The organism is Jiella flava, assembly GCF_017349315.1.
In the GTDB taxonomy this organism is placed as follows: domain Bacteria; phylum Pseudomonadota; class Alphaproteobacteria; order Rhizobiales; family Rhizobiaceae; genus Jiella; species Jiella flava.
Genome location: NZ_JAFMPP010000003.1, coordinates 270,106 through 290,115 on the forward strand (window position 1 = coordinate 270,106; position 20,010 = coordinate 290,115).

General features: G+C 63.5%; 16 protein-coding genes and 1 pseudogene. 12 read left to right on the forward strand and 5 right to left on the reverse strand.

Annotated features, from left to right (window positions below; translation table 11 throughout):
• The first annotated feature begins 6 nt into the window (after window positions 1-6).
• The 5 genes from J1C48_RS05935 (at window position 7) to J1C48_RS05955 (ending at window position 5,347) form a co-directional block, all read left to right on the forward strand.
• A complete protein-coding gene (locus J1C48_RS05935; RefSeq protein WP_207256924.1) occupies window positions 7-492 on the forward strand; it encodes a hypothetical protein in 486 nt (161 codons plus the stop codon).
• A gap of 39 nt (window positions 493-531) precedes the next feature.
• Window positions 532-1,470 (forward strand): TIM barrel protein, encoded by a 939-nt coding sequence (locus J1C48_RS05940; protein ID WP_207256856.1) that lies wholly within the window; start codon window positions 532-534, stop codon window positions 1,468-1,470.
• A 175-nt stretch (window positions 1,471-1,645) separates the two neighbouring features.
• Window positions 1,646-2,647 (forward strand): sugar phosphate isomerase/epimerase family protein, encoded by a 1,002-nt coding sequence (locus tag J1C48_RS05945; RefSeq protein ID WP_207256857.1) that lies wholly within the window; start codon window positions 1,646-1,648, stop codon window positions 2,645-2,647.
• A gap of 174 nt (window positions 2,648-2,821) precedes the next feature.
• Window positions 2,822-3,646 (forward strand): MBL fold metallo-hydrolase, encoded by an 825-nt coding sequence (locus tag J1C48_RS05950; protein ID WP_207256858.1) that lies wholly within the window; start codon window positions 2,822-2,824, stop codon window positions 3,644-3,646.
• A gap of 30 nt (window positions 3,647-3,676) precedes the next feature.
• Window positions 3,677-5,347 carry an alpha-keto acid decarboxylase family protein gene (locus J1C48_RS05955; protein ID WP_207256859.1) on the forward strand — a complete coding sequence of 557 codons (1,671 nt, stop codon included), beginning with the start codon at window positions 3,677-3,679 and terminating at the stop codon, window positions 5,345-5,347.
• Window positions 5,348-5,594: 247 nt separating this feature from the next.
• Here the strand turns inward: J1C48_RS05955 and J1C48_RS18880 are convergent.
• The 4 genes and pseudogenes from J1C48_RS18880 to groES form a co-directional block, all read right to left on the reverse strand.
• Window positions 5,595-5,822 (reverse strand): annotated as a pseudogene (locus J1C48_RS18880) (IS5/IS1182 family transposase); the annotation flags it as partial.
• A 146-nt stretch (window positions 5,823-5,968) separates the two neighbouring features.
• Window positions 5,969-6,157, reverse strand: coding sequence for a CsbD family protein (locus J1C48_RS05960; RefSeq protein ID WP_207256860.1), 189 nt, complete (start codon window positions 6,155-6,157; stop codon window positions 5,969-5,971).
• A 405-nt stretch (window positions 6,158-6,562) separates the two neighbouring features.
• Window positions 6,563-8,215: a chaperonin GroEL gene (gene groL / locus J1C48_RS05965; RefSeq protein WP_207256861.1), complete on the reverse strand. Its 1,653-nt coding sequence runs from the start codon at window positions 8,213-8,215 to the stop codon at window positions 6,563-6,565.
• A 103-nt stretch (window positions 8,216-8,318) separates the two neighbouring features.
• On the reverse strand, window positions 8,319-8,615 hold the full coding sequence (gene groES, locus J1C48_RS05970; RefSeq protein ID WP_207256862.1) for a co-chaperone GroES: 297 nt from the start codon (window positions 8,613-8,615) through the stop codon (window positions 8,319-8,321).
• Between the two features lie 376 nt (window positions 8,616-8,991).
• Here groES and J1C48_RS05975 point away from each other — a divergent pair, with 376 nt between their 5' ends.
• From J1C48_RS05975 to J1C48_RS05990, 4 genes are all read left to right on the forward strand, one after another.
• A complete protein-coding gene (locus tag J1C48_RS05975) occupies window positions 8,992-9,849 on the forward strand; it encodes a TIGR01459 family HAD-type hydrolase (RefSeq protein ID WP_207256863.1) in 858 nt (285 codons plus the stop codon).
• Entirely contained in the window at window positions 9,846-10,829 is a 984-nt protein-coding gene (locus J1C48_RS05980; protein ID WP_207256864.1) for a bifunctional riboflavin kinase/FAD synthetase, read from the forward strand. The genes J1C48_RS05975 and J1C48_RS05980 overlap by 4 nt, the downstream gene beginning before the upstream one ends.
• A 250-nt stretch (window positions 10,830-11,079) precedes the next feature.
• On the forward strand, window positions 11,080-14,052 hold the full coding sequence (ileS, locus tag J1C48_RS05985; RefSeq protein ID WP_207256865.1) for an isoleucine--tRNA ligase: 2,973 nt from the start codon (window positions 11,080-11,082) through the stop codon (window positions 14,050-14,052).
• A gap of 362 nt (window positions 14,053-14,414) precedes the next feature.
• Entirely contained in the window at window positions 14,415-15,101 is a 687-nt protein-coding gene (locus tag J1C48_RS05990; protein WP_207256866.1) for a hypothetical protein, read from the forward strand.
• 63 nt (window positions 15,102-15,164) lie between these two features.
• Here J1C48_RS05990 and J1C48_RS05995 read toward each other — a convergent pair whose 3' ends face one another.
• Window positions 15,165-15,611: a nucleoside deaminase gene (locus tag J1C48_RS05995; protein WP_207256867.1), complete on the reverse strand. Its 447-nt coding sequence runs from the start codon at window positions 15,609-15,611 to the stop codon at window positions 15,165-15,167.
• A gap of 231 nt (window positions 15,612-15,842) precedes the next feature.
• On the opposite strand from J1C48_RS05995, the gene J1C48_RS06000 reads away from it, so the two are divergent.
• The 3 genes from J1C48_RS06000 to J1C48_RS06010 all read left to right on the forward strand — a co-directional run bounded on the left by J1C48_RS06000 (window position 15,843) and on the right by J1C48_RS06010 (window position 19,991).
• On the forward strand, window positions 15,843-17,783 hold the full coding sequence (locus J1C48_RS06000; RefSeq protein ID WP_207256868.1) for a pseudouridine synthase: 1,941 nt from the start codon (window positions 15,843-15,845) through the stop codon (window positions 17,781-17,783).
• A 3-nt stretch (window positions 17,784-17,786) separates the two neighbouring features.
• Window positions 17,787-18,347 (forward strand): 16S rRNA (guanine(966)-N(2))-methyltransferase RsmD, encoded by a 561-nt coding sequence (rsmD, locus tag J1C48_RS06005; RefSeq protein ID WP_207256869.1) that lies wholly within the window; start codon window positions 17,787-17,789, stop codon window positions 18,345-18,347.
• Window positions 18,348-18,485: 138 nt separating this feature from the next.
• Window positions 18,486-19,991, forward strand: coding sequence for a M16 family metallopeptidase (locus J1C48_RS06010; protein ID WP_231081595.1), 1,506 nt, complete (start codon window positions 18,486-18,488; stop codon window positions 19,989-19,991).
• Window positions 19,992-20,010: the final 19 nt, after the last annotated feature.

Consider the following 20,010-nt stretch of genomic DNA (forward strand, 5'->3'; position numbering starts at 1 on the left):
GTCGAGATCACGCGGGGGCGCCTCGAGTCGTTTCTCGGCCTGTCAGCCGAACTCACCGCCTTCTCGCGCTTCGATCTTTTGGGGACAGGGCTCGCCGAGCGCTATCTCGGCACCCTCGATAAGGTGGTCGGAGACGCGGCGACCGATCAGCTGATCGCGGCCTTCGAGGGGCTCCCGCCGCCGGGTGGGAAGGCCCGTGTTGCGGCAATTCGAGCCACCATTTTGGGCGACGAGCGGCTTGGCGACATTGCCCGGGCGCTGATCAAGCTCTGGTACTCGGGCACCTGGTTCGAGCTGCCGGCGGCCTGGACGCAGCGATACGGTCCCGGCGCGTCGAACATCACTTTCGTGGTGTCACCCGATGCCTATGTCGAGAGCCTGCTGTGGAAAGCGATCGGCGCCCATCCCGCCGGTGCCAAGCCTCCGGGCTTCGGCTCCTGGGCCCATCCTCCGAAAATTCCGCCCGTTCCGGGGGCCTATCCGGGCAATTGAAGCATTCGCACGTGTTTATTTGCCAGAGGAATGTTTGCGATGACGACCGATCTCAGCCGCTTGACACCGGACACTGTGTGGCCAGGCATCATTGCCACCCTGTGGTGGAACGACGACTTCATCAATATCGACATCGGCATTCCCTACGAGCAGGCGCTCAGCGAGATGGCGCTGGCCGGCTATGTGGGATGTGGCATGAGCCACAAGTTTCCCCCCGACCCGCAGACGTTGCGCTCGCCTCTCGAATTGCGGGGGCTGACGATCTCCGAGCCCTGGGTCAGCACCTACTTCACCATCAAGGACATGAAGCAACAGACGCTGGACAACCTCGATACTCAACTCGACTTCCTGGATGACATGGAAAAGGGCAGCGACGATCCGCGGCGCGCTGATCTGGTGGTGTCCGAGTTCGGCAGGGCGGTTAATCCGCTTCCTGTCGCCCTGTTCGCGAATTGTCCGACATTCAACGACGCGGAATGGAAGCTGCTGGTGGAGGGCCTGCACTTGGCCGGCGAGAAGGCCAGGAGCCGCCAGCGCCGGCTTTGCTATCACCCGCATCTGGGGACCGGGGTGATGGAAGCCGCGGCGATCCATCGGCTGATGGATGATACGAACCCCGAGCTGGTTCATCTGCTTCTCGACACGGCTCATCAGGCGGCTGCCGGCGCTGATCCGCTGGATCTGGCCCGAAAATACGGCGAGCGCATCAAACATGTGCATCTGAAAGACATCCGTGCCGATGTGGTCAGTCGGATGCGCGAGGAAGGCTTGTCGTTTCAAGAGGGGATCGAGGCGGGAATCTTCACCGTGCCGGGCGATGGTTCGCTCACGACCTTTCCGGACATTCTCGACGCTCTTGCCCAAGCGGGGTTCAGGGGGTGGATCTGCGTCGAGGCGGAACAAGATCCTGCCAAGGCCAATCCGCTGGAATACGCCAAGAAGGGACGGGCTTACCTTCGGCAGATCCTCGGCTGGTAACGCCGCCGCTGATCGGGCGGTTTCACCCTCCCCGACAGGCCTTGTCATCCGCCGCGATGGGCGAAGACGGTGAAGCCCGCAGTCTCGGCTCGATGGCATGCATCGCGAATCGATCAATGAGCCAGAAATATCGAGGCGCCGCGCTTTTGGCGCGATGACATCAGGAGGTGTTTCGATGGGTACGCTGGAAACTTCTCGGATCTATTTCAGCTTCTTTATGTTTACGGCGGATCTTCGTCCCGATGACGCCGATTATACGCAGGTGCTGGTGACGCATCTGAGGGCGCTGAGCGAAATGGGCTATGGGGGCTTCGATGTGCACATCGCCTCCGGCCCGCCCGGCGCCGACCATCGCTCCGAGGTCGAGAGCTATGTCCGGCTCAAGCTAGCCTTCGATCGTGCGGGATTTTCAGGTCTGAAATTTACCACCAATGTGGGAACCACCCGCACCTTCGATCCGACGTCTCCCTACGAGGAGCAGCGCCGGCAGGCGCTTTCCTATCTCCAGTCCCGCGTCGACATTACCGCGGTACTGGGCGGAGAGGACACCATCATGTCGGGGCCGTTTCTGTATCCCTACGGTGTCTTTCCAACAACGGATAGCGGCGACGAACTTTGGAGCGACGCACTTCACGCCTGGATGAAGCCGCGCCTTGTCAATGCGCATTCGACGTTCCGAGAATTGGCGGACTATGCGGCCGAGAAGAAGGTGAAACTCGCCATTGAGCCGGTCAAGAACTGGGAAACGCCTGGTGTGACGATGGTGTCGGATGCCCTCGATTTTCTCGAGGATGCCGGGATCGCGAACTGCGGCATCACCGTCGATACCGCGCAGGTCGTCATGGAGAGCCAGGGGCCCGCCATTTTCAAACAGAATGTCGCGCGCGCGGCAGGGTGCGAGCGCCTGAACTACATTCATATCTCCGCGCCCGATCGCGGCGCTGTCACGGACAGCTGGATCCCCTGGGAGATCATGCTGGACAGCATCGAGCCCGTTTACGCCGGGCCCTATCTCGTCGAGGTCTTCAACGCGATCCCGCCATTCGACAGCTCCATGCGAATGACGCGGCGGCGCTTCTGGCGCCCGGGTGAAGACGACCCGGTTCAAGGCGTCGAGAGCGCCTACGAGGTCGCGGCCGCAAGCCTCGAGACGGTGAAGGGCCGGATCGAGCTTTGATCGCCATCAATTGACGATCGTCAAGGCCGAGCAAGCCGCCTTCGCACGAGCCTCGCAGATCCACGGATTGCGGGCTGAGGCTCGGCGCTGGCAATGGCGAGTCTGCTGATCGAACGCCATTCGCCCAGCGGTGCCGCAATCCCGGTGAGGCGATCAGCCGAAAAGGAGAGATCGATGGTGGCAGCACTTCCAGATCCGATCACGATCGTCAGGCGCGTGGGCGATATTCGTCTTCACACATTCATTTCGGCATTCACGCAAGGCAATATCGCCAACGCAACGCACATCGTCGAAAGCGAAAACGCACTGGTTCTGGTCGACGGCCAGTTTCTGGCGCCTTATGCCCGCCAGTTCCGACAATATGCCGACCGTCTCGGTAAACCCATCGACCGCATCTATCTGTCACATCGCCATCCCGATCACTGGTTCGGACTGGCATCGGCCTTCCGGGATGTTCCCATCTATGCCCTTCAGGAAACAATCGATTTTCTGACGGCAGATGGCAGCACATCGCTCCAGGATCATTGGACGATGGGCACGCTCGCGCCGGACGACATCATCATTCCACAGCACGTCGCCAACGCGGGCGATGTCGATATCGACGGCGTGCGATACGTCTTGCATAAAGTCACAAATACCGAAATCGACTTTTTACTGACATTGGCGCTTCCTGATTATCTTGTATATATTGCGCAAGATCTTATTTATAGCGGTAATCATCTATATTTGACAAAATATATGAATAACTGGATCGGCGTTCTTCAGGATATTCTGCATTCAGATTACGAAATATTTTTGCCGGGTCACGGATTTCCGACTGACAAGAATGGAGTTGCGGACAACATTCAGTATATAACCGTTGCTATGGAAGCGGTTGGCCGTGGATTTTCCAATGAAGAATTCAAAAAATTTATGATAGGTCAATTTCCAGAAAAAAAATGCCCATCAATATTCAATATCTATATTCCAAGATTATTTGATAATGCCAGTGAATTTTAATAGCGGATACAGTGAGACGGAGATTGTGAAATGAGCGAAATCTATTCTGTCGGACAATATCTGGTCGATCGGCTGGCGGAGCTCGGATTGCGACATTTGTTCTCGATTGCGGGCGATTATTCCGTCGAATGGGTCACCCGTTATGTCGAGGCGAGCCCTATTCAGGTGATTGAAGAGGTCAATGAGCTCAATGCCGGATATGCGGCCGATGGGTATGCGCGCCTCAACGGCATCGGCGCATTGTGCGTGACGTATTCTGCGGGGGCGCTTTGCGCCGTCAATGCGATCGCTGGCGCCTATGTCGAGAAAGTGCCGGTGGTGCTGATCAACGGCACGCCCAGTATTCAAAGGACCCTGAAATTCGAGCAAACCGGTTACAGCTCACACCACTTCATCAGCGGTCGGCAAACGGATCGCCAAGTTTTTGAATATATCACGGTGGCGACGGTGCGCATTGAAAAGCCGCATCTTGCGCCGATGCTGATCGATTCAGCGCTCACCGCGTGCATTACGGAACGAAGGCCGGTCTATATCGAGCTGCTGGAAGACGTCGTCGACTTGCCCTGCGTCAAGCCGGAAGGGGTGTTGACCGCGGCGCCGGAACTCTCCGACGAAGATGGCCTTGCGCAGGCAATCACGTTCATCGCCGAAAAGCTCCGCAACGCCACCAAGCCGGTGATCTGGCTCGGCGTTGAAATCGATCGCTCCGGACTGTGTGAGCAGGCCGCGCAACTCCTTCAACAGCTCAACGTGCCCTTCACCACCGAACTGATGAGCAAGGCGATCCTCTCCGAGGACAATCCTCTCTTCGTCGGAGTCTTCGACGGCAAATCATCGTCCGCCGAGGTGCAATCCTTGATGAGCGACGCTGATTTTGTCTTGGCGTTGGGGGTGTGGCTGACGGACCTGAACGATCTCGGCTGGCCGCTCGACCTGAATAAAACGGCTTTCGTGTCGTTATACACGATGAAATTCGGCACCCTTTTTATTCCGCAAGTGTCGATCGCAGATGTCGTCGCGGGTTTGATGTCCCAGTCCATCACGCGCGTGGCGCCGGCCCTGCCAGCACAGGTCCGCCCGGCCGCTCCCGACGCGTCTTCGACAAGCGCAATCACCTATCAGGGCTTTTACGACGTCGTCGCCGGCCATGTCGATGACAACACGATCGTCGGGGCTGATGCGAGTTTGAATTATTTCGGCAGCATGCTTTTGAAGGTCGGCGCGCCCCGCGGCTTCATCAGCCAGTCGTCCTATTCGGCCATCGGGTATATCGGGGCTGCGGCGACAGGGGCATCGCTGGCAAAGGCGCCCAATCAAAGACTGATGATCTTCACCGGCGACGGTGGATTTCAAATGACCGCGCAATGCCTTTCAACGCAAACCCGCTTCAAGCTCGACCCGATCATCTTCATCATGGACAACGGCGTCTATGCGGTGGAGCAATGGCTCGCCGATGCCGCGGTCTTCGACAGCACCGCGCCATTCCTCGATTCCTGTGTGCTTCACCGATGGGATTATCGCGCGCTCGCAACGGTCTTCGGCTGTCATGGGTGGAAGGCGGAGAACTACGCCGAGCTGGGCGCCGCCATCGATGCCGCCAAGGCCGTTTCGGACGGCCCATCCGTCATTCACGTCGTCGTGTCTCAGCGCTCGATCCCCGACAATGCGCGGTGGAAGATTCCAGCGGACGCATCGTCTTGAGGCGACGTGCATCCGATCGGACGCAGGGCGCTTTAGGCTGAGAACTGATGGATCAGCGCCAGAAAGTTGCGGCTGCGGCGATGCAGATGGCGAAGACGGCGATGGAAGCGCCTCTGCCGCGATCTTGTGGCGCTGCGTGGAGAGGAGGCATCTTGCGGGACCGGTTTCTTGCGCGTGGCGCGTGAAAGACGGCCGACGCGGATGCTCCGCTTGGTCAGAAATTCCCGCACTCAGTCGGTATCATCTTACCCTTGTCGGCCAGCAGGTCCTGGGCCGGGAGGTAGCGTTGGGAGCAGACAAGCGGCGCCCTTGGCGTTGCGGCATCTGGCCTTTCGACAACAGTAGAGCCAGCGGGCGACCGGGACCGTTACAGACCGCGCGGGGCTTGGCGTTCAGCCCTCCTTTGGTCCGGCCGATGCGCGGGGGAGCCCCTTTTGAGCAGGCTGGCCGCTGGGCGATGGGCTTTAAGATATGTTGCCGGGATAAGACGCGCCGCGTGCCGGGTCAGCCCCGCCGACAAGAAAACGGCCGCTCCATGGGAAGCGGCCGTTGTCGTTATGGAGGGCCGTCTGTTGTGCGTGTGTTCGCACGATCGGCGCCATTATCAGTGTTGAAGGCCGGTCAGTGCGAGCGCACCTGGTCCTTCACGGCATCCTTGACCTTGCCGTAGTTCTTCTGGGTCTTGCCTTCGACCTGGTCGGCTCGGCCCTCGGCTTCCATCTCGTGGTTGCCCATGGCGCGCCCGGCGACTTCCTTGATTTTGCCGCCGGCTTCCTTGGCCGCTCCCTTGATTTCGTTCTTATCGACCATCGACGTTTGCTCCGTTGTCGCCGCCGCCCATTGCCGCGGCTTGTGAGATCCAAAACGTCGGACGCGACCGGGTGTTCCCTGAGCGAATCGAGAAATCTTGCCGCAGCCGACTGTTGTCGGACGCAAGTTGGCCCTTGATTTTAAAAGCAAAAGGGGCAGTCCCGAAGGACTGCCCCATGGTCGACTGATATTATGGGAACGCATCGGCCGGACTAAGACGTCCATGCCGCCACCTGAAACCGGGCTTGCCCGGCTTCAGCAACCTTGGAGATGGGCGGCTTAATGGCCTTCGCGAAGCCTTGCGGCTTCTTAGAAGTCCATGCCGCCACCTGAAACCGGGCAAGCCCGGTTTCAGCAACCTTGGAGATGGGCGGCTTGATGGCCTTCGCGAAGCCTTGCGGCTTCTTAGAAGTCCATGCCGCCCATGCCACCCATGCCGCCCATACCACCGGCGGGCATACCACCACCGGCCGACTCCTTCTTCGGAGCCTCGGAGATCATCGCCTCGGTGGTGACCAGGAGACCCGCGACCGACGCGGCGTCCTGCAGGGCCGAGCGAACGACCTTGACCGGATCGACGATGCCCATCTGGATCATGTCGCCATATTCGCCGGTCTGGGCGTTGTAGCCGAAGGAGAGCGACTCGTTCTCGAGGATCTTGCCGACCACGATCGAGCCCTCGGCGCCGGCATTGGTGACGATCTGACGGATCGGAGCCTGCAGCGCCTTACGGACGATGTTGATGCCCGCGTCCTGATCGGCGTTGACGCCCTTCAGGTCGACGGCGTTCGAGGCGCGCAGCAGCGCGACGCCACCACCGGCCACGATGCCTTCCTCGACGGCCGCGCGGGTCGCGTTGAGGGCGTCGTCGACGCGGTCCTTCTTTTCCTTCACCTCGACTTCGGTCGCACCGCCGACGCGGATCACCGCGACGCCGCCGGCGAGCTTGGCCAGGCGCTCCTGGAGCTTCTCACGGTCGTAGTCCGAGGTGGTCTCCTCGATCTGCGCCTTGATCTGACCGACGCGGGCCTTGATCTGCTCGCTCTCGCCAGCACCATCGACGATGGTGGTGTTCTCCTTGGTGATGGAGACCTTCTTGGCGCGGCCGAGCATGTCGAGGGTGACGTTCTCAAGCTTGATGCCGACGTCCTCGGAGATCACCGTGCCGCCGGTGAGGATCGCGATGTCCTCGAGCATCGCCTTGCGGCGATCACCGAAGCCCGGCGCCTTGACGGCGGCGATCTTCAGGCCGCCCCGCAGCTTGTTGACGACGAGCGTGGCGAGCGCCTCGCCCTCGACGTCCTCGGCGATGATGATCAGCGGCTTCGACGACTGAACCACAGCCTCGAGAACCGGCAGCATCGCCTGGAGGTTGGACAGCTTCTTCTCGTGCAGGAGAATGTAGGCGTCGTCGAGCTCGGCGACCATCTTCTCCGGGTTGGTCACGAAGTAAGGCGACAGGTAGCCGCGGTCGAACTGCATGCCTTCGACGACTTCGAGCTCGGTCTCGGCGGTCTTGGCTTCCTCGACCGTGATCACGCCCTCATTGCCGACCTTCTGCATGGCGGCGGCGATCATCTCGCCGATTTCCTTCTCGCCATTGGCCGAGATGGTGCCGACCTGGGCGACTTCGTCCGAGGTGTCGATCGAGCGGGCGGCGGTGCCGAGCGCGTCGACGACCTTGGCGACGGCGGCGTCGATGCCGCGCTTGACGTCCATCGGGTTCATGCCGGCGGCAACGGCCTTGGCACCTTCCTTGACGATCGCCTGGGCGAGAACCGTCGCGGTCGTGGTGCCGTCACCGGCCTTGTCGTTGGTCTTCGAGGCCACTTCGCGCACCATCTGGGCGCCCATGTTCTCGAACTTGTCCTCGAGCTCGATCTCCTTGGCGACGGAGACGCCGTCCTTGGTGATGCGCGGCGCGCCGAACGACTTGTCGATGACGACGTTGCGGCCCTTGGGGCCGAGGGTGACCTTCACGGCATCGGCGAGAATGTCGACGCCCCGGAGCATCCGCTCACGCGCGTCGCGGCCGAACTTTACCTCTTTGGCTGCCATATCCGATTTCTCCTTGGCGCGCTGTCTTGCAAGCGGCGCCTTTTGATTCTGACTTCAGTCGGGACTACAGAAAATTCCGTTGGGAAAATTCCGGCGGTCTGCCTTAGGCGACGACGCCCATGATGTCGGACTCCTTCATGATCAGGAGATCCTCACCGTTGAGCTTGACCTCGGTGCCGGACCACTTGCCGAACAGCACGCGGTCGCCAGCCTTGACGTCGAGCGGAACGACCTTGCCGCTTTCATCGCGGGCCCCGGAGCCGACGGCGATGACTTCGCCTTCCTGGGGCTTTTCCTTGGCCGTGTCCGGGATGATGATACCGCCAGCGGTCTTCTCCTCGGACTCCACCCGGCGAACCACAACGCGGTCATGCAGGGGACGGAAGTTCACAGCTGCCATGTTCGTATGAACCCTTTTTTGGACGGTGATACCGGGCCCTTCCCGGGCCCAGAGGAAACTATGTTAGCACTCGCCTTGGGTGAGTGCTAACGCCAGCCAGATAGTGACCGGGGTGGACGGGAGTCAAGAACTAAGGGTGCAAAAAATTTTGCGCGTCCGAAGCGGCATCCGCGAATGCGCGCCGGTTTCTGCAGGCGTCGGCGATCCGACGATCGCATACGGCGATTTGCAGGCCGATCGGGGTGCCGGCCCGGCGCGCCGGATGGGCGGATGAGACGGCGGCGCTAGCTGATCGGCTTGACCAACTCCCCCCTCATCTCTATCGCCTCAGGGCGAGATTCAACCCCCGTTCCCTCAATTGCCGAGACCTTGAAGCATGCAGGATCAGTCTTTCCAACTGCCGAGCCGCATCGGGCATTTGTCCGACGTGTCGCGCGGTTACGAGGTGATCTTTTGTGATATCTGGGGGGTCGTCCATAACGGCGTCGTCCGGCATGCGGCGGCCGAAGCCGCACTTTCGGCGGCGCGCGCGGCAGGGGCGAAGGTCGTGCTGGTCACCAACGCACCGCGCCAGGCCAAGGGCGTGATCGCCCAACTCGATGGTCTCAGCTTCGCCCGCGATGCCTATGACGCGGTCGTTACCTCGGGCGACGTGACCCGGGCGCTGATCGCCAAGGCTGGTGGTCCCGTCTTCCATATCGGTCCCGCCCGCGACGTCGATCTGTTCGAGGGGCTCGATGTGACGCGCACCGATGACGCCGAGGCGGCGACGGCGGTGATCGCCACCGGCTTGTTCGACGACACGGTCGAGACCCCGGACGACTACCGCGACCTCTTGGCGGGTTTTCGCGCCCGCGCCTTGCCGATGATCTGCGCCAATCCGGACATCGTCGTGCATCGCGGCGAGACGCTGATCTATTGCGCCGGCGCCCTTGCCAAGGCCTATGAAGCGGCTGGCGGCACGGTGCTGATGGCCGGCAAGCCCTATGCGCCGATCTATGCCGAGGCGCGGCGGATCAGCGGCGCATCGGCATCGACCCGGATCCTGGCCATCGGCGATGGCCTCAACACCGATATCAAGGGCGCCAACGGCGTCGATCTCGACGTCCTGCTGATTACGGGCGGCATTCACGGCTCGGAATTCGGCGAGACGCCGGACGATCCCGCGACGATCGCCACGGTGCTGGCGGAGCGCGGGCTGAAGGCGCGGTTCTTCATGGCGGCGCTCGGATGAGGGGCGCGTCGATCGCCCGGCTGAGCGGCGAGGCGCCGCTCGACCTTGCCTTGCGCAATGGCGTCGTTGCGATCGGCAATTTCGATGGCGTCCATCGCGGCCATCAAAGCGTGCTCGGCACCGCCCGGGAGATCGCCAAGGCGGAAGGCAAACCGCTGATCTGTCTGACCTTCGAGCCGCATCCGCGCACCGTCTTTCATCCGGAGAACCCGGTGCCGCGGCTCACCCCCGCGCCGATCCGCGCCAAGCTTCTGGCCGCGCTCGGCTTCGATGCGGTCGTCGAGCAGGCCTTCGACAAGACATTCGCCGGGGTCGAGCCGGAGGACTTCGTCAACACCGTGCTCGTCGAGCGGCTGGGGGCGGCGCATGTCGTCGCCGGTTTCGACTTCCACTATGGCCGCAGACGGGCCGGCACACCGCAGACCCTGATCGTCGCCGGCGAGCGCCATGGTTTCGGCGCGACGCTGGTGCCGGCGATGAAGGATGGCGATGGCGAGACCATTTCCTCGAGCCGCATCCGCGAGCTGCTTGCCGATGGCGCGGTGGCGCCGGCGGCCGCGCTTCTCGGCTATCGCTGGACGATCGGCGGCTCGGTGCAGGAGGGGCAGCGGCTTGGCCGCACCCTTGGCTATCCGACCGCCAACATCCTGCTGGTGCCGGATACGATGCTGAAATTCGGCATCTACGCCGTTCGCCTGCGCCGCGCCGACGGCACGCTGATCGACGGCGTGGCGAGCTTCGGCCGCCGACCGACCTTCGACAACGGCGTCGCGCTTTTCGAGACCTTTCTCTTCGACTTTTCCGGCGATCTTTATGGCGAAACCGTTGCGATCTCGCTGTTCGATTATCTGCGCGGCGAGGAAAAGTTCGACGGCGCCGAAGCGCTGATCGCCCAGATGGACCGCGACTGCGACAACGCCCGCGCCGTCCTCGCCGGCGCGCAACCGCTGTCGGCGCTGGATCGCACGATTGCGTTCTGAGTTCGGTGAGGCTTGATGCGCCTAGCCTCGCCTTTGCTCTTGCCGGCGTTCTTTTCTTCGCTGGCTGAAGTTGCTAAAGCCTGCCGCCATGGTGGCACGACGCTTCTTTTCGACCGGCATTCGAATTAGTCGCCCGGCCTTCCGGCGGCCCTGACGGGCGCGGAGGGACCGGGACGCGTCGCTTTTCACGCTGAATTCTCTCCCGCCGCCGCCTTTTGTTTTCGCGGCCGCTCAAGGGTTGACCCGCATTATGACCGATCAGACGACGACGGACGGCTCCGTCGATTACGCCAAGACCCTCTTTTTGCCCGAAACCGCGTTTCCGATGCGTGCCGGACTGCCCAAGGTCGAGCCCGAATGGATCGCCAAATGGGACGCGATGAACCTTTATGGCAAGCTCCGCCAAGCGTCCAAAGGCCGGCCGAAATACGTCCTCCACGACGGCCCGCCTTATGCCAACGGCAATCTCCATATCGGCCACGCGCTCAACAAGATCCTGAAAGACGTCATCACCCGCTCCTTCCAGATGCGTGGCTATGACGCCAACTATGTGCCCGGCTGGGACTGCCACGGCCTGCCGATCGAGTGGAAGATCGAGGAGCAGTACCGCGCCAAGGGCAAGAACAAGGACGAGATCGAGGTCAACGAGTTCCGCAAGGAATGCCGCGACTTCGCCGCCCATTGGGTGGGCGTGCAGAGCGCGGAATTCCGCCGGCTCGGCGTCGAGGGCGATTTTTCCGACCCGTATCTGACGATGAATTTCGAGGCGGAGTCGGTGATCGCCGGCGAGCTGTTGAAGTTCGCCATGAGCGGCCAGCTCTATCGCGGCTCGAAGCCGGTGATGTGGTCGGTGGTGGAGCGCACGGCGCTCGCCGAGGCCGAGGTCGAATATCACGACCACGAATCCGATACGGTGTGGGTGAAGTTTCCGGTGCGCGGCGCGGGGGCGCTCGCCGGAACGTCTGTCGTCATCTGGACGACCACCCCATGGACCATGCCCGGCAACCGCGCGATCGCTTTCTCGCCGCGGATCGCCTACGGCCTCTATGAGGTGACCGCTCCCGAGGACGCGGACAATCCGCGCTGGGCAAAGCAAGGCGAAAAGCTGATCCTAGCGGACGCGCTGGCCGCCGACGTCTTCGCCAAGGCGCGGGTGCCGGAGGGCGGCTTTCGGCGGGTCGGCGATGTTTCGTCCTCCGATCTTCGCGATCTGCTCTGCGATCATCCTCTCAAGGACCTCGGCTATGGCTTCCCCGTGCCGCTGCTCTCCGGCGACCACGTCACCGACGATGCCGGCACCGGCTTCGTCCACACCGCGCCCGGTCACGGCCGCGAGGATTTCGACGCCTGGATGACTGTCCGCCGCGATCTGGAACGCCGCGGCATCGACACGGCGATCCCCTTCACCGTCGACGACGACGGCTTCTACACCAAGGATGCGCCGGGCTTCGGGCCGGATGCCGAGGGTGGACCGGCGCGGGTCATCGACGACAAGGGCAAGAAGGGCGACGCCAACGCCCGCGTCATCGCCGCGCTGATTGCGGCCGGCAATCTCCTCGCCCGCGGCCGGCTGAAGCACTCCTATCCGCATTCCTGGCGCTCCAAGAAGCCGGTGATCTTTCGCAATACGCCCCAGTGGTTTGTCCATATGGACAAGGATCTCGGAGGATATGGGCTGGAGGGTGGCTCGCAGCATCACGCCGAAGAGACCCTGCGCGCCCGCGCTTTGCGCGCCACCGACGCCACCCGCTTCGTGCCGGCTTCGGGCCAGAACCGGCTGCGCGGCATGATCGCCGACCGGCCGGACTGGGTGTTGTCTCGCCAGCGGGCCTGGGGCGTGCCGATCTGCGTCTTTGCCGATGCCGACGGCAATGTTCTCAAGGACGAGCAGGTCAATGCCCGCATCCTCGAAGCCTTCCGCGAGGAGGGCGCCGATGCCTGGTTCGCCGAAGGGGCCAAGGAGCGGTTCCTCGGCAACGAGCACGACGCCGCGAAGTGGACGATGGTCCGCGACATTCTCGACGTCTGGTTCGATTCCGGTTCGACCCACGCCTTCTGCCTGGAAAAGCGCCCGGATCTCAAATGGCCGGCGGATCTGTATCTCGAAGGTTCCGACCAGCATCGCGGCTGGTTCCACTCCTCACTTCTGGAAAGCTGCGGCACCCGTGGCCGGGCGCCCTACGACGCGGTTCTCACCCATGGCTTCGTCATGGACGAGGAGGGGCGCAAGATGTCGAAGTCGCTCGGCAACGTCGTCACCCCTCAGGAGGTGATCAAGCAGTCCGGCGCCGACATCCTGCGGCTGTGGGTGGTCTCGTCGGATTATTCGGAGGATTTGAGGCTCGGCAAGACGATCCTGCAGACCAATGTCGATTCCTATCGCAAGCTGCGTAATACCATCCGCTGGATGCTCGGCACCCTTGCCCACGACACCGGCGAGAGCGTCCCGCTCGCCGAGATGCCGGAGCTGGAGCGGCTGATGCTGCACCGGATCGCGGAATTGGATGAGGTCGTGCGCAAGGGCTACGACGCCTTCGACTTCAAGCGCATCGCGCGGGCGCTGGTCGATTTTGTCGTGGTCGAGCTGTCGGCCTTCTATTTCGACGTGCGCAAGGACGCGCTCTATTGCGATCCCTTGTCGTCGGTGAAGCGCAAGGCGGCGCTTGAGGTGGTGCGCACGCTGTTCGATCACCTCGTCACCTGGCTTGCGCCGATGCTGCCCTTCACCATGGAAGAGGCTTGGTTGTCGCGCTATCCGGATGCCGATTCGGTCCATTTCGAGCAGTTCCGCACGGTTGATCCGGCCTGGCGCAACGACGCGCTGGCCGCCCGCTGGCAGACGATCCGCAAGGTGCGCCGGGTGGTGACGGGTGCTCTGGAGGACAAGCGCCGCGACAAGGTGATCGGTTCATCGCTGGAGGCCTGGCCGAGCGTTTATATCGCCGACGCTGAGACGCGCGCCTTGGTCGAGGCCGCGGACTTTGCCGAGATCTGCATCACCTCGGGGATCAAGATCAGCGGAGCCGACGCACCGGCGGATGCGTTCGTTTTGGCCGATACGGCGGGTGTCGCCGTCGTCTTCGCCAAGGCGGAGGGTGAAAAATGCGCCCGATCCTGGAAGATCACCGGCGACGTCGGATCGGATCCCGCATTTCCTGAGGTCTCGGCCCGTGACGCGCAGGCGCTGCGCGAGCTGCAGGATGCGGGACGGCTTCCGGCCTGAGTCGGCCGGCCGGCGTAGAGCCCGTTCGGGCAAATGCACCGGCCCAAACGCGGCCGATGCCGGATGACTGATTGCACTGTGGCATGCCCGGAATTTGCCGGATTCCCATGCCATTCGGCCTGATGTTGCAGAATCGTGCTTGGCCTTTGGTCAGGTTGCGCCTATGCCATGAAGGCAGGACACAGTCGAAGGGGGCGTGTCCGGCCGCTCGCGGCTTCAAGCGGTCGTTCAGACCGCATGCCGCGCCGAAAGCTGGAGCTTGCCCGTCATTTTGCCGGGATAATCTCGGCAAACGAGTTTTGAAGGCTTCGTCGCGACCCTGCAAAGAGGCAGGGCCGTCGGGATGAGGGGGACGTATCGACATGACGCCGAACACCGCCCGCAAGGGGGTCGTCGCCGCCGTTCTGGTTACCGGTTGCCTGTCGCTGGCGGGTTGCCTGGGCCCGACTTATGGCACGGGCAAGTCGCAGGGCGAGACGCTGTTCGACGACTTGAACAATTTCGTCTCGCTCGGTAGCTCGAACGACGGGCAGCAGATTGCCTATACGCCGCGCCAGAAGCTGGTGAAGCCGGAAAATACCTCCGTGCTGCCGCCGCCTGAGACCGCCCGCAACACCACCGGCGATCCGAACTGGCCTGAATCGCCGGAAGAGCGTGCCAAGCGCCTCCAGGCCGCCGCCTATCAGGGCGACGGACCGCTGCCGGCCGATTTCGCCACCAAGCGCAAGGAAGGCGTCACCCAGGCCTATCTCGACCGCACCAGCGGCAGCGGCTACGATTTCAAGAAGAACTCCTCGCATGGCTCGACGGAGCTTTCGCCGCAGGAGCTGCGTAGCCGCGGTGAACTGGTCAAGAAGCGCCTCGCCGAGCAGCGGCAGGGCAGCGATACCCAGCGCCGCTATCTCAGCGAGCCGCCACTGAAATATCGCGAGCCGGCTAAGACGGCGCCGGTCGGCGATCCGGGCGTCGACGAAGAGGTCAAGGCGCGCCGGCTGCGCGGCAGCGGATCCGGCTTTCTCGACAAGCTCGCCAATCTGTTGCCGTTCTGACGCGGCCTGCACCGGCTTGTCGGATGTGTATGTGTGGTCTTGACCGGTCGTTGCAGCCAAGGCTCAGCGCCGGTCGCCGAAAAACCGCTTCATCAGCGTGGCGCTGACGCTTTCGGCGATACCGGAATAGACGTCCGGCGCCGAGTGGCAGGTCGGTTGCGTGTAAAAGCGCGGCCCGTTTTCGACGGCGCCGCCTTTTTCGTCTGAAGCGCCGTAATAAAGGCGGCGGATTCTGGCGAAGGAAATCGCCGCCGCGCACATGGCGCAGGGCTCCAGCGTCACATAGAGGTCGCAGCCGGTCAGCCGCTGCGAGCCGAGCGCTTCGCAGGCGAGGCGAATGGCGACGATCTCCGCATGGGCGGTCGGATCGGAGCGCAGGATCGTCTCATTGCCGGCGACCGCCAGCATTTGGTCGTCCTTGCTGATCACCGCGCCCACCGGAACTTCGCCCCGCGCGGCCGCCAATTCGGCCTGGGCAAGGGCCATCTCCATGAAATTCGGGCGCGGCATCGCTCAATCGCTCTCGCTTGGCGGTCAAAGCCTTGCTATAGCACCGCCTCGCGATGACGAAAGCCGCTTTGCGGCTTATTCGCCGGTCTGGACTATCGCCGCAGCGCCTGGCCGCAACCTCTGCCGCGTGGTCGTTTGGGCCAGCGGGCGAGGAACCGGATATTCGACCCAAGGGATTTCGTGGCCCGGCCCTGGCTCGGCCGCCTTGACGCCACTTTTGAAAGCATGACGATGAGCGACGACAACAGCGGTGACGGCGGCAAGGGCCGCAAGGGCGGCGCGGCAAAGGGCGGCGATCGCCCGCGCGGCGCGGGCCCTGGGCGCGGCAAATCCGCCAAGCCCGGCAAACCGTTTACCCCGAAGAGCCGGGGCATGCTGTCGCACGGCGGCGCCAAGGGCGATGCTGCGGGGGGCGATGCTGCGGGGGGCGGCAAGCCGAAGAGCTACGGTCGCCGGAGCCATGACGACGCTGGCGAGGGAAATGAAGCCACAAGAGCGAAGACCGCCCGGCCGCTGACCTTCGATCGCAGCAAGGCGGGGGCTCAAAGCGATGGCGATGGTCGCCTGTCAGCCAAGCGTGGTTTCCGCGCCGACCGCAAACCCCGCGCCGATGGCGATGGCGATGGCGCCCGGGCGCGCGATTTCGACCGGTCGAAGGGTCCGCGCCGCGATGCCAAGGCCGGACGGCCGTTCGACCGGGCTGAGCGCAAGCCGCGGCTGGAACGCGGCGAGCGGCAGGCGAGACCAGACCGCCGGATCGAGGCGGATACGAGCGAGGCGACGGACGCCGCGCTGACCATGCGCATTGCCCGCCGCCTGGCCCGGGCGGGCGTCGCCTCGCGGCGTGACGCCGAGGCGATGATCGCCGAGGGCCGCGTCGCGGTAAACGGTCAGGTGCTGGAGACGCCGGCGCTCGATGTCGGGCCGAAGGATCGCATCACCGTCGACGGCGAGCCGCTGCCGGCGATCGAGCGCACCCGTCTGTGGCTGTTTCACAAGCCGGCCGGTCTCGTCACCACAAACCGGGATCCGGAAGGCCGGCAGACCGTCTTCCAAAAGCTTCCCACCGACATGCCGCGGGTGCTGACCATCGGCCGCCTCGACATCAACACCGAAGGCCTGCTGCTCCTGACCAACGACGGCGGGCTGGCGCGGGTGCTGGAATTGCCTGCGACGGGCTGGCTGCGCCGCTATCGGGTGCGGGCCCACGGTGCGATCGATCAGGCCAAGCTCGACGAACTGCGCGAGGGCATTGCCATCGACGGCGTCTTCTACGGCGCGATCGAGGCGAGCCTCGACCGGGTGCAGGGCGCCAATGTCTGGCTGACCCTCGGGTTGCGCGAGGGCAAGAACCGCGAGGTCAAGCGCGTGCTCGGCCATCTCGGCCTCGACGTGAACCGGCTGATCCGCCTGTCCTACGGCCCGTTCCAGTTGGCCGACCTGGCTGAGGGCGCGGTGCGCGAGATTCACGGCAAGACGCTGCGCGATCAGCTGGGGCCGCGGCTGATCGAAGAGGCGGGCGCCGATTTCGACGCGCCGATCGTCAATCCGTTCTCCAACAAGCCGGTGAAGGCGGAGAGCGCGCCGAAGGACGCCGGCGCCAGGAAGAGCCGTGCCGAGACCGCGCCGAACAAGAAGCGTCAGCGCGAGGAGCGGCGCGCGGATGCTCTTAACCGGCTCGAGACGCGCAGCGACCGTCAGCCGCGGGAGAGCCGGATCGATCGTCCCGGCAAATCAGGCGAGGCTGCGCCGTCGCGCTGGCGTGGCCGGGCGCGCGACGCGGGCGAGGGCTTGCGCGCCAAGCCAGACGGCGAACGCAAGGGTGGCGGCCGTGATGCCAAGCGCTTCGGCGGCGAAGGTGGCGATCGGCCGCGCTTTGGTGAAAGGGGGGACGACAGAGGGGGCGATAAGAAGGGCGGCGACAGGCGCTTCGGCGAAAACAAGCGTGACTTTGCCGGTGACGAGCGGCCACAGCGCCCGGCCCAAAGCGGCCCGCGCCGGCTTTCGAATGTCTGGATCGCGCCCGGCGGGCGTCCGCTCGGGCCGAAGAAGAGCGAGGAGCTGGCCAAGGCCGATCAGCCGGAAAAGCCGCGCGCGCTCGATCCGACCAAGCGAATGGGCCAGAAGCGCAAGGGCGGGGCTTCCGGTCCCAAGCGGCCGAAGAAAGGCTGATCGATGCGGATCGTCGCCGGCGAGTTTCGCGGCCGCAAGCTGGCGGAGCCGAAGAGCGATCGCATTCGTCCGACCACCGACCGCAATCGCGAGACGCTGTTCAACATTCTCGCCCATCGCCGGGAATTCGATCTCGTCGATGCCCGGATCCTCGATCTGTTTTCCGGCACCGGCGCGCTTGGCTTCGAAGCCTTGTCACGCGGCGCCCGCTTCTGCCTGTTCGTCGAAGAAGATGTCGAGGCGCGGGGGCTCATCCGCTCCAACATGGAAGCCTTCGGGCTGAACGGGCGGGCCAAAATCTTCCGCCGCGACGCGACCAAGCTCGGCGTGCCGGGCACGATGGAGCCCTTCGACATGGTCTTTGCCGACCCGCCCTATGCCAAGGGGCTGGGCGAGCGGGCGCTGGCTTCGGCATGCGAGGGTGGCTGGTTGAAGCCGAATGCCGTCGCGGTTCTCGAAGAAGCCACGGATGCGCCCTTCGCCCTGCCGGACGGCTTCGACCTCATCGAAGAGCGCCCCATGGGTGCGACGATCCTGCGCTTTTGCAGCGTAAAACGCCCATAAACTCGCCATGCTCACGCATCAGGGTGGACGGCGAAGCACCCGCATGCTTGATCCACACGAAAGCGTCACTGGTTCGCGAGCGGCGGGATGCGCATTATCGCGGGTGATTTGCCGGAACGACGAGGATATCTGACCGTCATGATGCAATTGATGCGGGCCCTGGCGGCCACCGCCCTTGCGGGGGCTTTTGCCTTTGCTCCGGTCGTCGGGGCCAATGCCGAAAGCCCATCCGCCAAGGCGAATGGTTCGACCGGCAAGGCGTCGACAGCCGCGCCGTCCGATCCCAGCGCCGAGGCCACCAAGGGGGCGGCATCCGCTGAAGGACGCATCAGCGAGTTCACCTTGTCCAACGGCCTGCAGGTCGTGGTTCTGCCGGATCATCGCGCGCCGGTCGTCACCCAGATGGTCTATTATCATGTGGGTGCGGCCGACGAGCCCTGGGGCACGAGCGGCATTGCCCATTTTCTCGAACATCTGATGTTCAAGGGCACCAAGAATCATCCCGAAGGCGAGTTTTCGCGGGCTGTCGCCGATATCGGTGGCCAGGAAAACGCCTTCACCACCGATGACTACACCGGCTATTATCAGCAGGTGCCGGCCTCGGCGCTGAAGATGGTGATGGGCTTTGAGGCCGACCGCATGGCCAATCTCGTCCTCACCGACGCGGTGGTGAAACCCGAGCGCGACGTCATCCTCGAAGAACGGCGCATGCGTATCGACAACGATCCCGGCGCTCAGTTGCAGGAAGCGGTGCAGGCGGCGCTGTTTCAGAACAGCCCCTACGGGATTCCGGTGATCGGCTGGCGCGGCGAGATGGAAAAGCTCTCGCGCGCCGATGCGATCGCCTTTTACGACAAATATTACACCCCTAACAACGCGACGCTGCTGGTCGCCGGCGATGTCACCGTCGATCAGGTGAAAACGCTCGCCATAGAGACCTACGGCAAGATCAAGCGCCGATCCGATCCGGGGCCGCGCACCCGTCCGATGGAGCCCGAGCCGCTGGCGGCCCGAACGGTGACGCTGACCGATCCGAAGGTGACGCAGCCGTCGATGCAGCGGGTCTGGCTGGTGCCATCTGATACCACGGCGAAGCCTGGCGAGGCCGAGGCCCTCGACGTTCTCGCCGATATTCTCGGGGGTGGCACCACCAGCCGGCTCTATCGTTCGCTGGTCGTCGATAAGGGCATCGCCGCCGGTGCCGGGGCATATTATGACGGCACGGCGCTGCAGGCGACGCGTTTCCTCGTCTATGGCATGCCGCGCGGCAAGGCGACGCTCGCCGAGGTCGAACAGGCGATCGATGCGGAGATCGAGAAGATCAAGGCCGAGGGCATCACCAAAGAGGAACTCGAGCGCGCAAAGAACCGCGTGCGCAAGGACGTCATCTATCTGCGCGACAGCCAGACGGCGATGGCTCAGCGGGTGGCGGCGGCGCTGTCGACCGGCCGCACCTTGAAGGATGTCGAAACCTGGCCCGATCGCATCGAGGCGGTTACTGTCGCCGACGTCGACGCGGTGGCGAAGAAATATCTGCAGCCCGAGCGCTCGGTGACCGGCTATCTGAAGCCCAAGCCGGTGGCCGCAGCCGATGCGGTCAAGACTGAAAGCGCCGGGCAAAAGCCCACCGACACCCGCTCCTGAGCCGTTTGCGACACGTTGA

Bases quoted from the DNA above. Each gene is read 5' to 3' on its own strand.
- J1C48_RS05940 (WP_207256856.1), top strand. From the start codon at position 532: ATGACGACCGATCTCAGCCGCTTGACACCGGACACTGTGTGGCCAGGC.
- J1C48_RS05945 (WP_207256857.1), top strand. From the start codon at position 1,646: ATGGGTACGCTGGAAACTTCTCGGATCTATTTCAGCTTCTTTATGTTT.
- J1C48_RS05950 (WP_207256858.1), top strand. From the start codon at position 2,822: ATGGTGGCAGCACTTCCAGATCCGATCACGATCGTCAGGCGCGTGGGC.
- J1C48_RS05955 (WP_207256859.1), top strand. From the start codon at position 3,677: ATGAGCGAAATCTATTCTGTCGGACAATATCTGGTCGATCGGCTGGCG.
- J1C48_RS05960 (WP_207256860.1), bottom strand. From the start codon at position 6,157: ATGGTCGATAAGAACGAAATCAAGGGAGCGGCCAAGGAAGCCGGCGGC.
- groL (WP_207256861.1), bottom strand. From the start codon at position 8,215: ATGGCAGCCAAAGAGGTAAAGTTCGGCCGCGACGCGCGTGAGCGGATG.
- groES (WP_207256862.1), bottom strand. From the start codon at position 8,615: ATGGCAGCTGTGAACTTCCGTCCCCTGCATGACCGCGTTGTGGTTCGC.
- J1C48_RS05975 (WP_207256863.1), top strand. From the start codon at position 8,992: ATGCAGGATCAGTCTTTCCAACTGCCGAGCCGCATCGGGCATTTGTCC.
- J1C48_RS05980 (WP_207256864.1), top strand. From the start codon at position 9,846: ATGAGGGGCGCGTCGATCGCCCGGCTGAGCGGCGAGGCGCCGCTCGAC.
- ileS (WP_207256865.1), top strand. From the start codon at position 11,080: ATGACCGATCAGACGACGACGGACGGCTCCGTCGATTACGCCAAGACC.
- J1C48_RS05990 (WP_207256866.1), top strand. From the start codon at position 14,415: ATGACGCCGAACACCGCCCGCAAGGGGGTCGTCGCCGCCGTTCTGGTT.
- J1C48_RS05995 (WP_207256867.1), bottom strand. From the start codon at position 15,611: ATGCCGCGCCCGAATTTCATGGAGATGGCCCTTGCCCAGGCCGAATTG.
- J1C48_RS06000 (WP_207256868.1), top strand. From the start codon at position 15,843: ATGAGCGACGACAACAGCGGTGACGGCGGCAAGGGCCGCAAGGGCGGC.
- rsmD (WP_207256869.1), top strand. From the start codon at position 17,787: ATGCGGATCGTCGCCGGCGAGTTTCGCGGCCGCAAGCTGGCGGAGCCG.
- J1C48_RS06010 (WP_231081595.1), top strand. From the start codon at position 18,486: ATGATGCAATTGATGCGGGCCCTGGCGGCCACCGCCCTTGCGGGGGCT.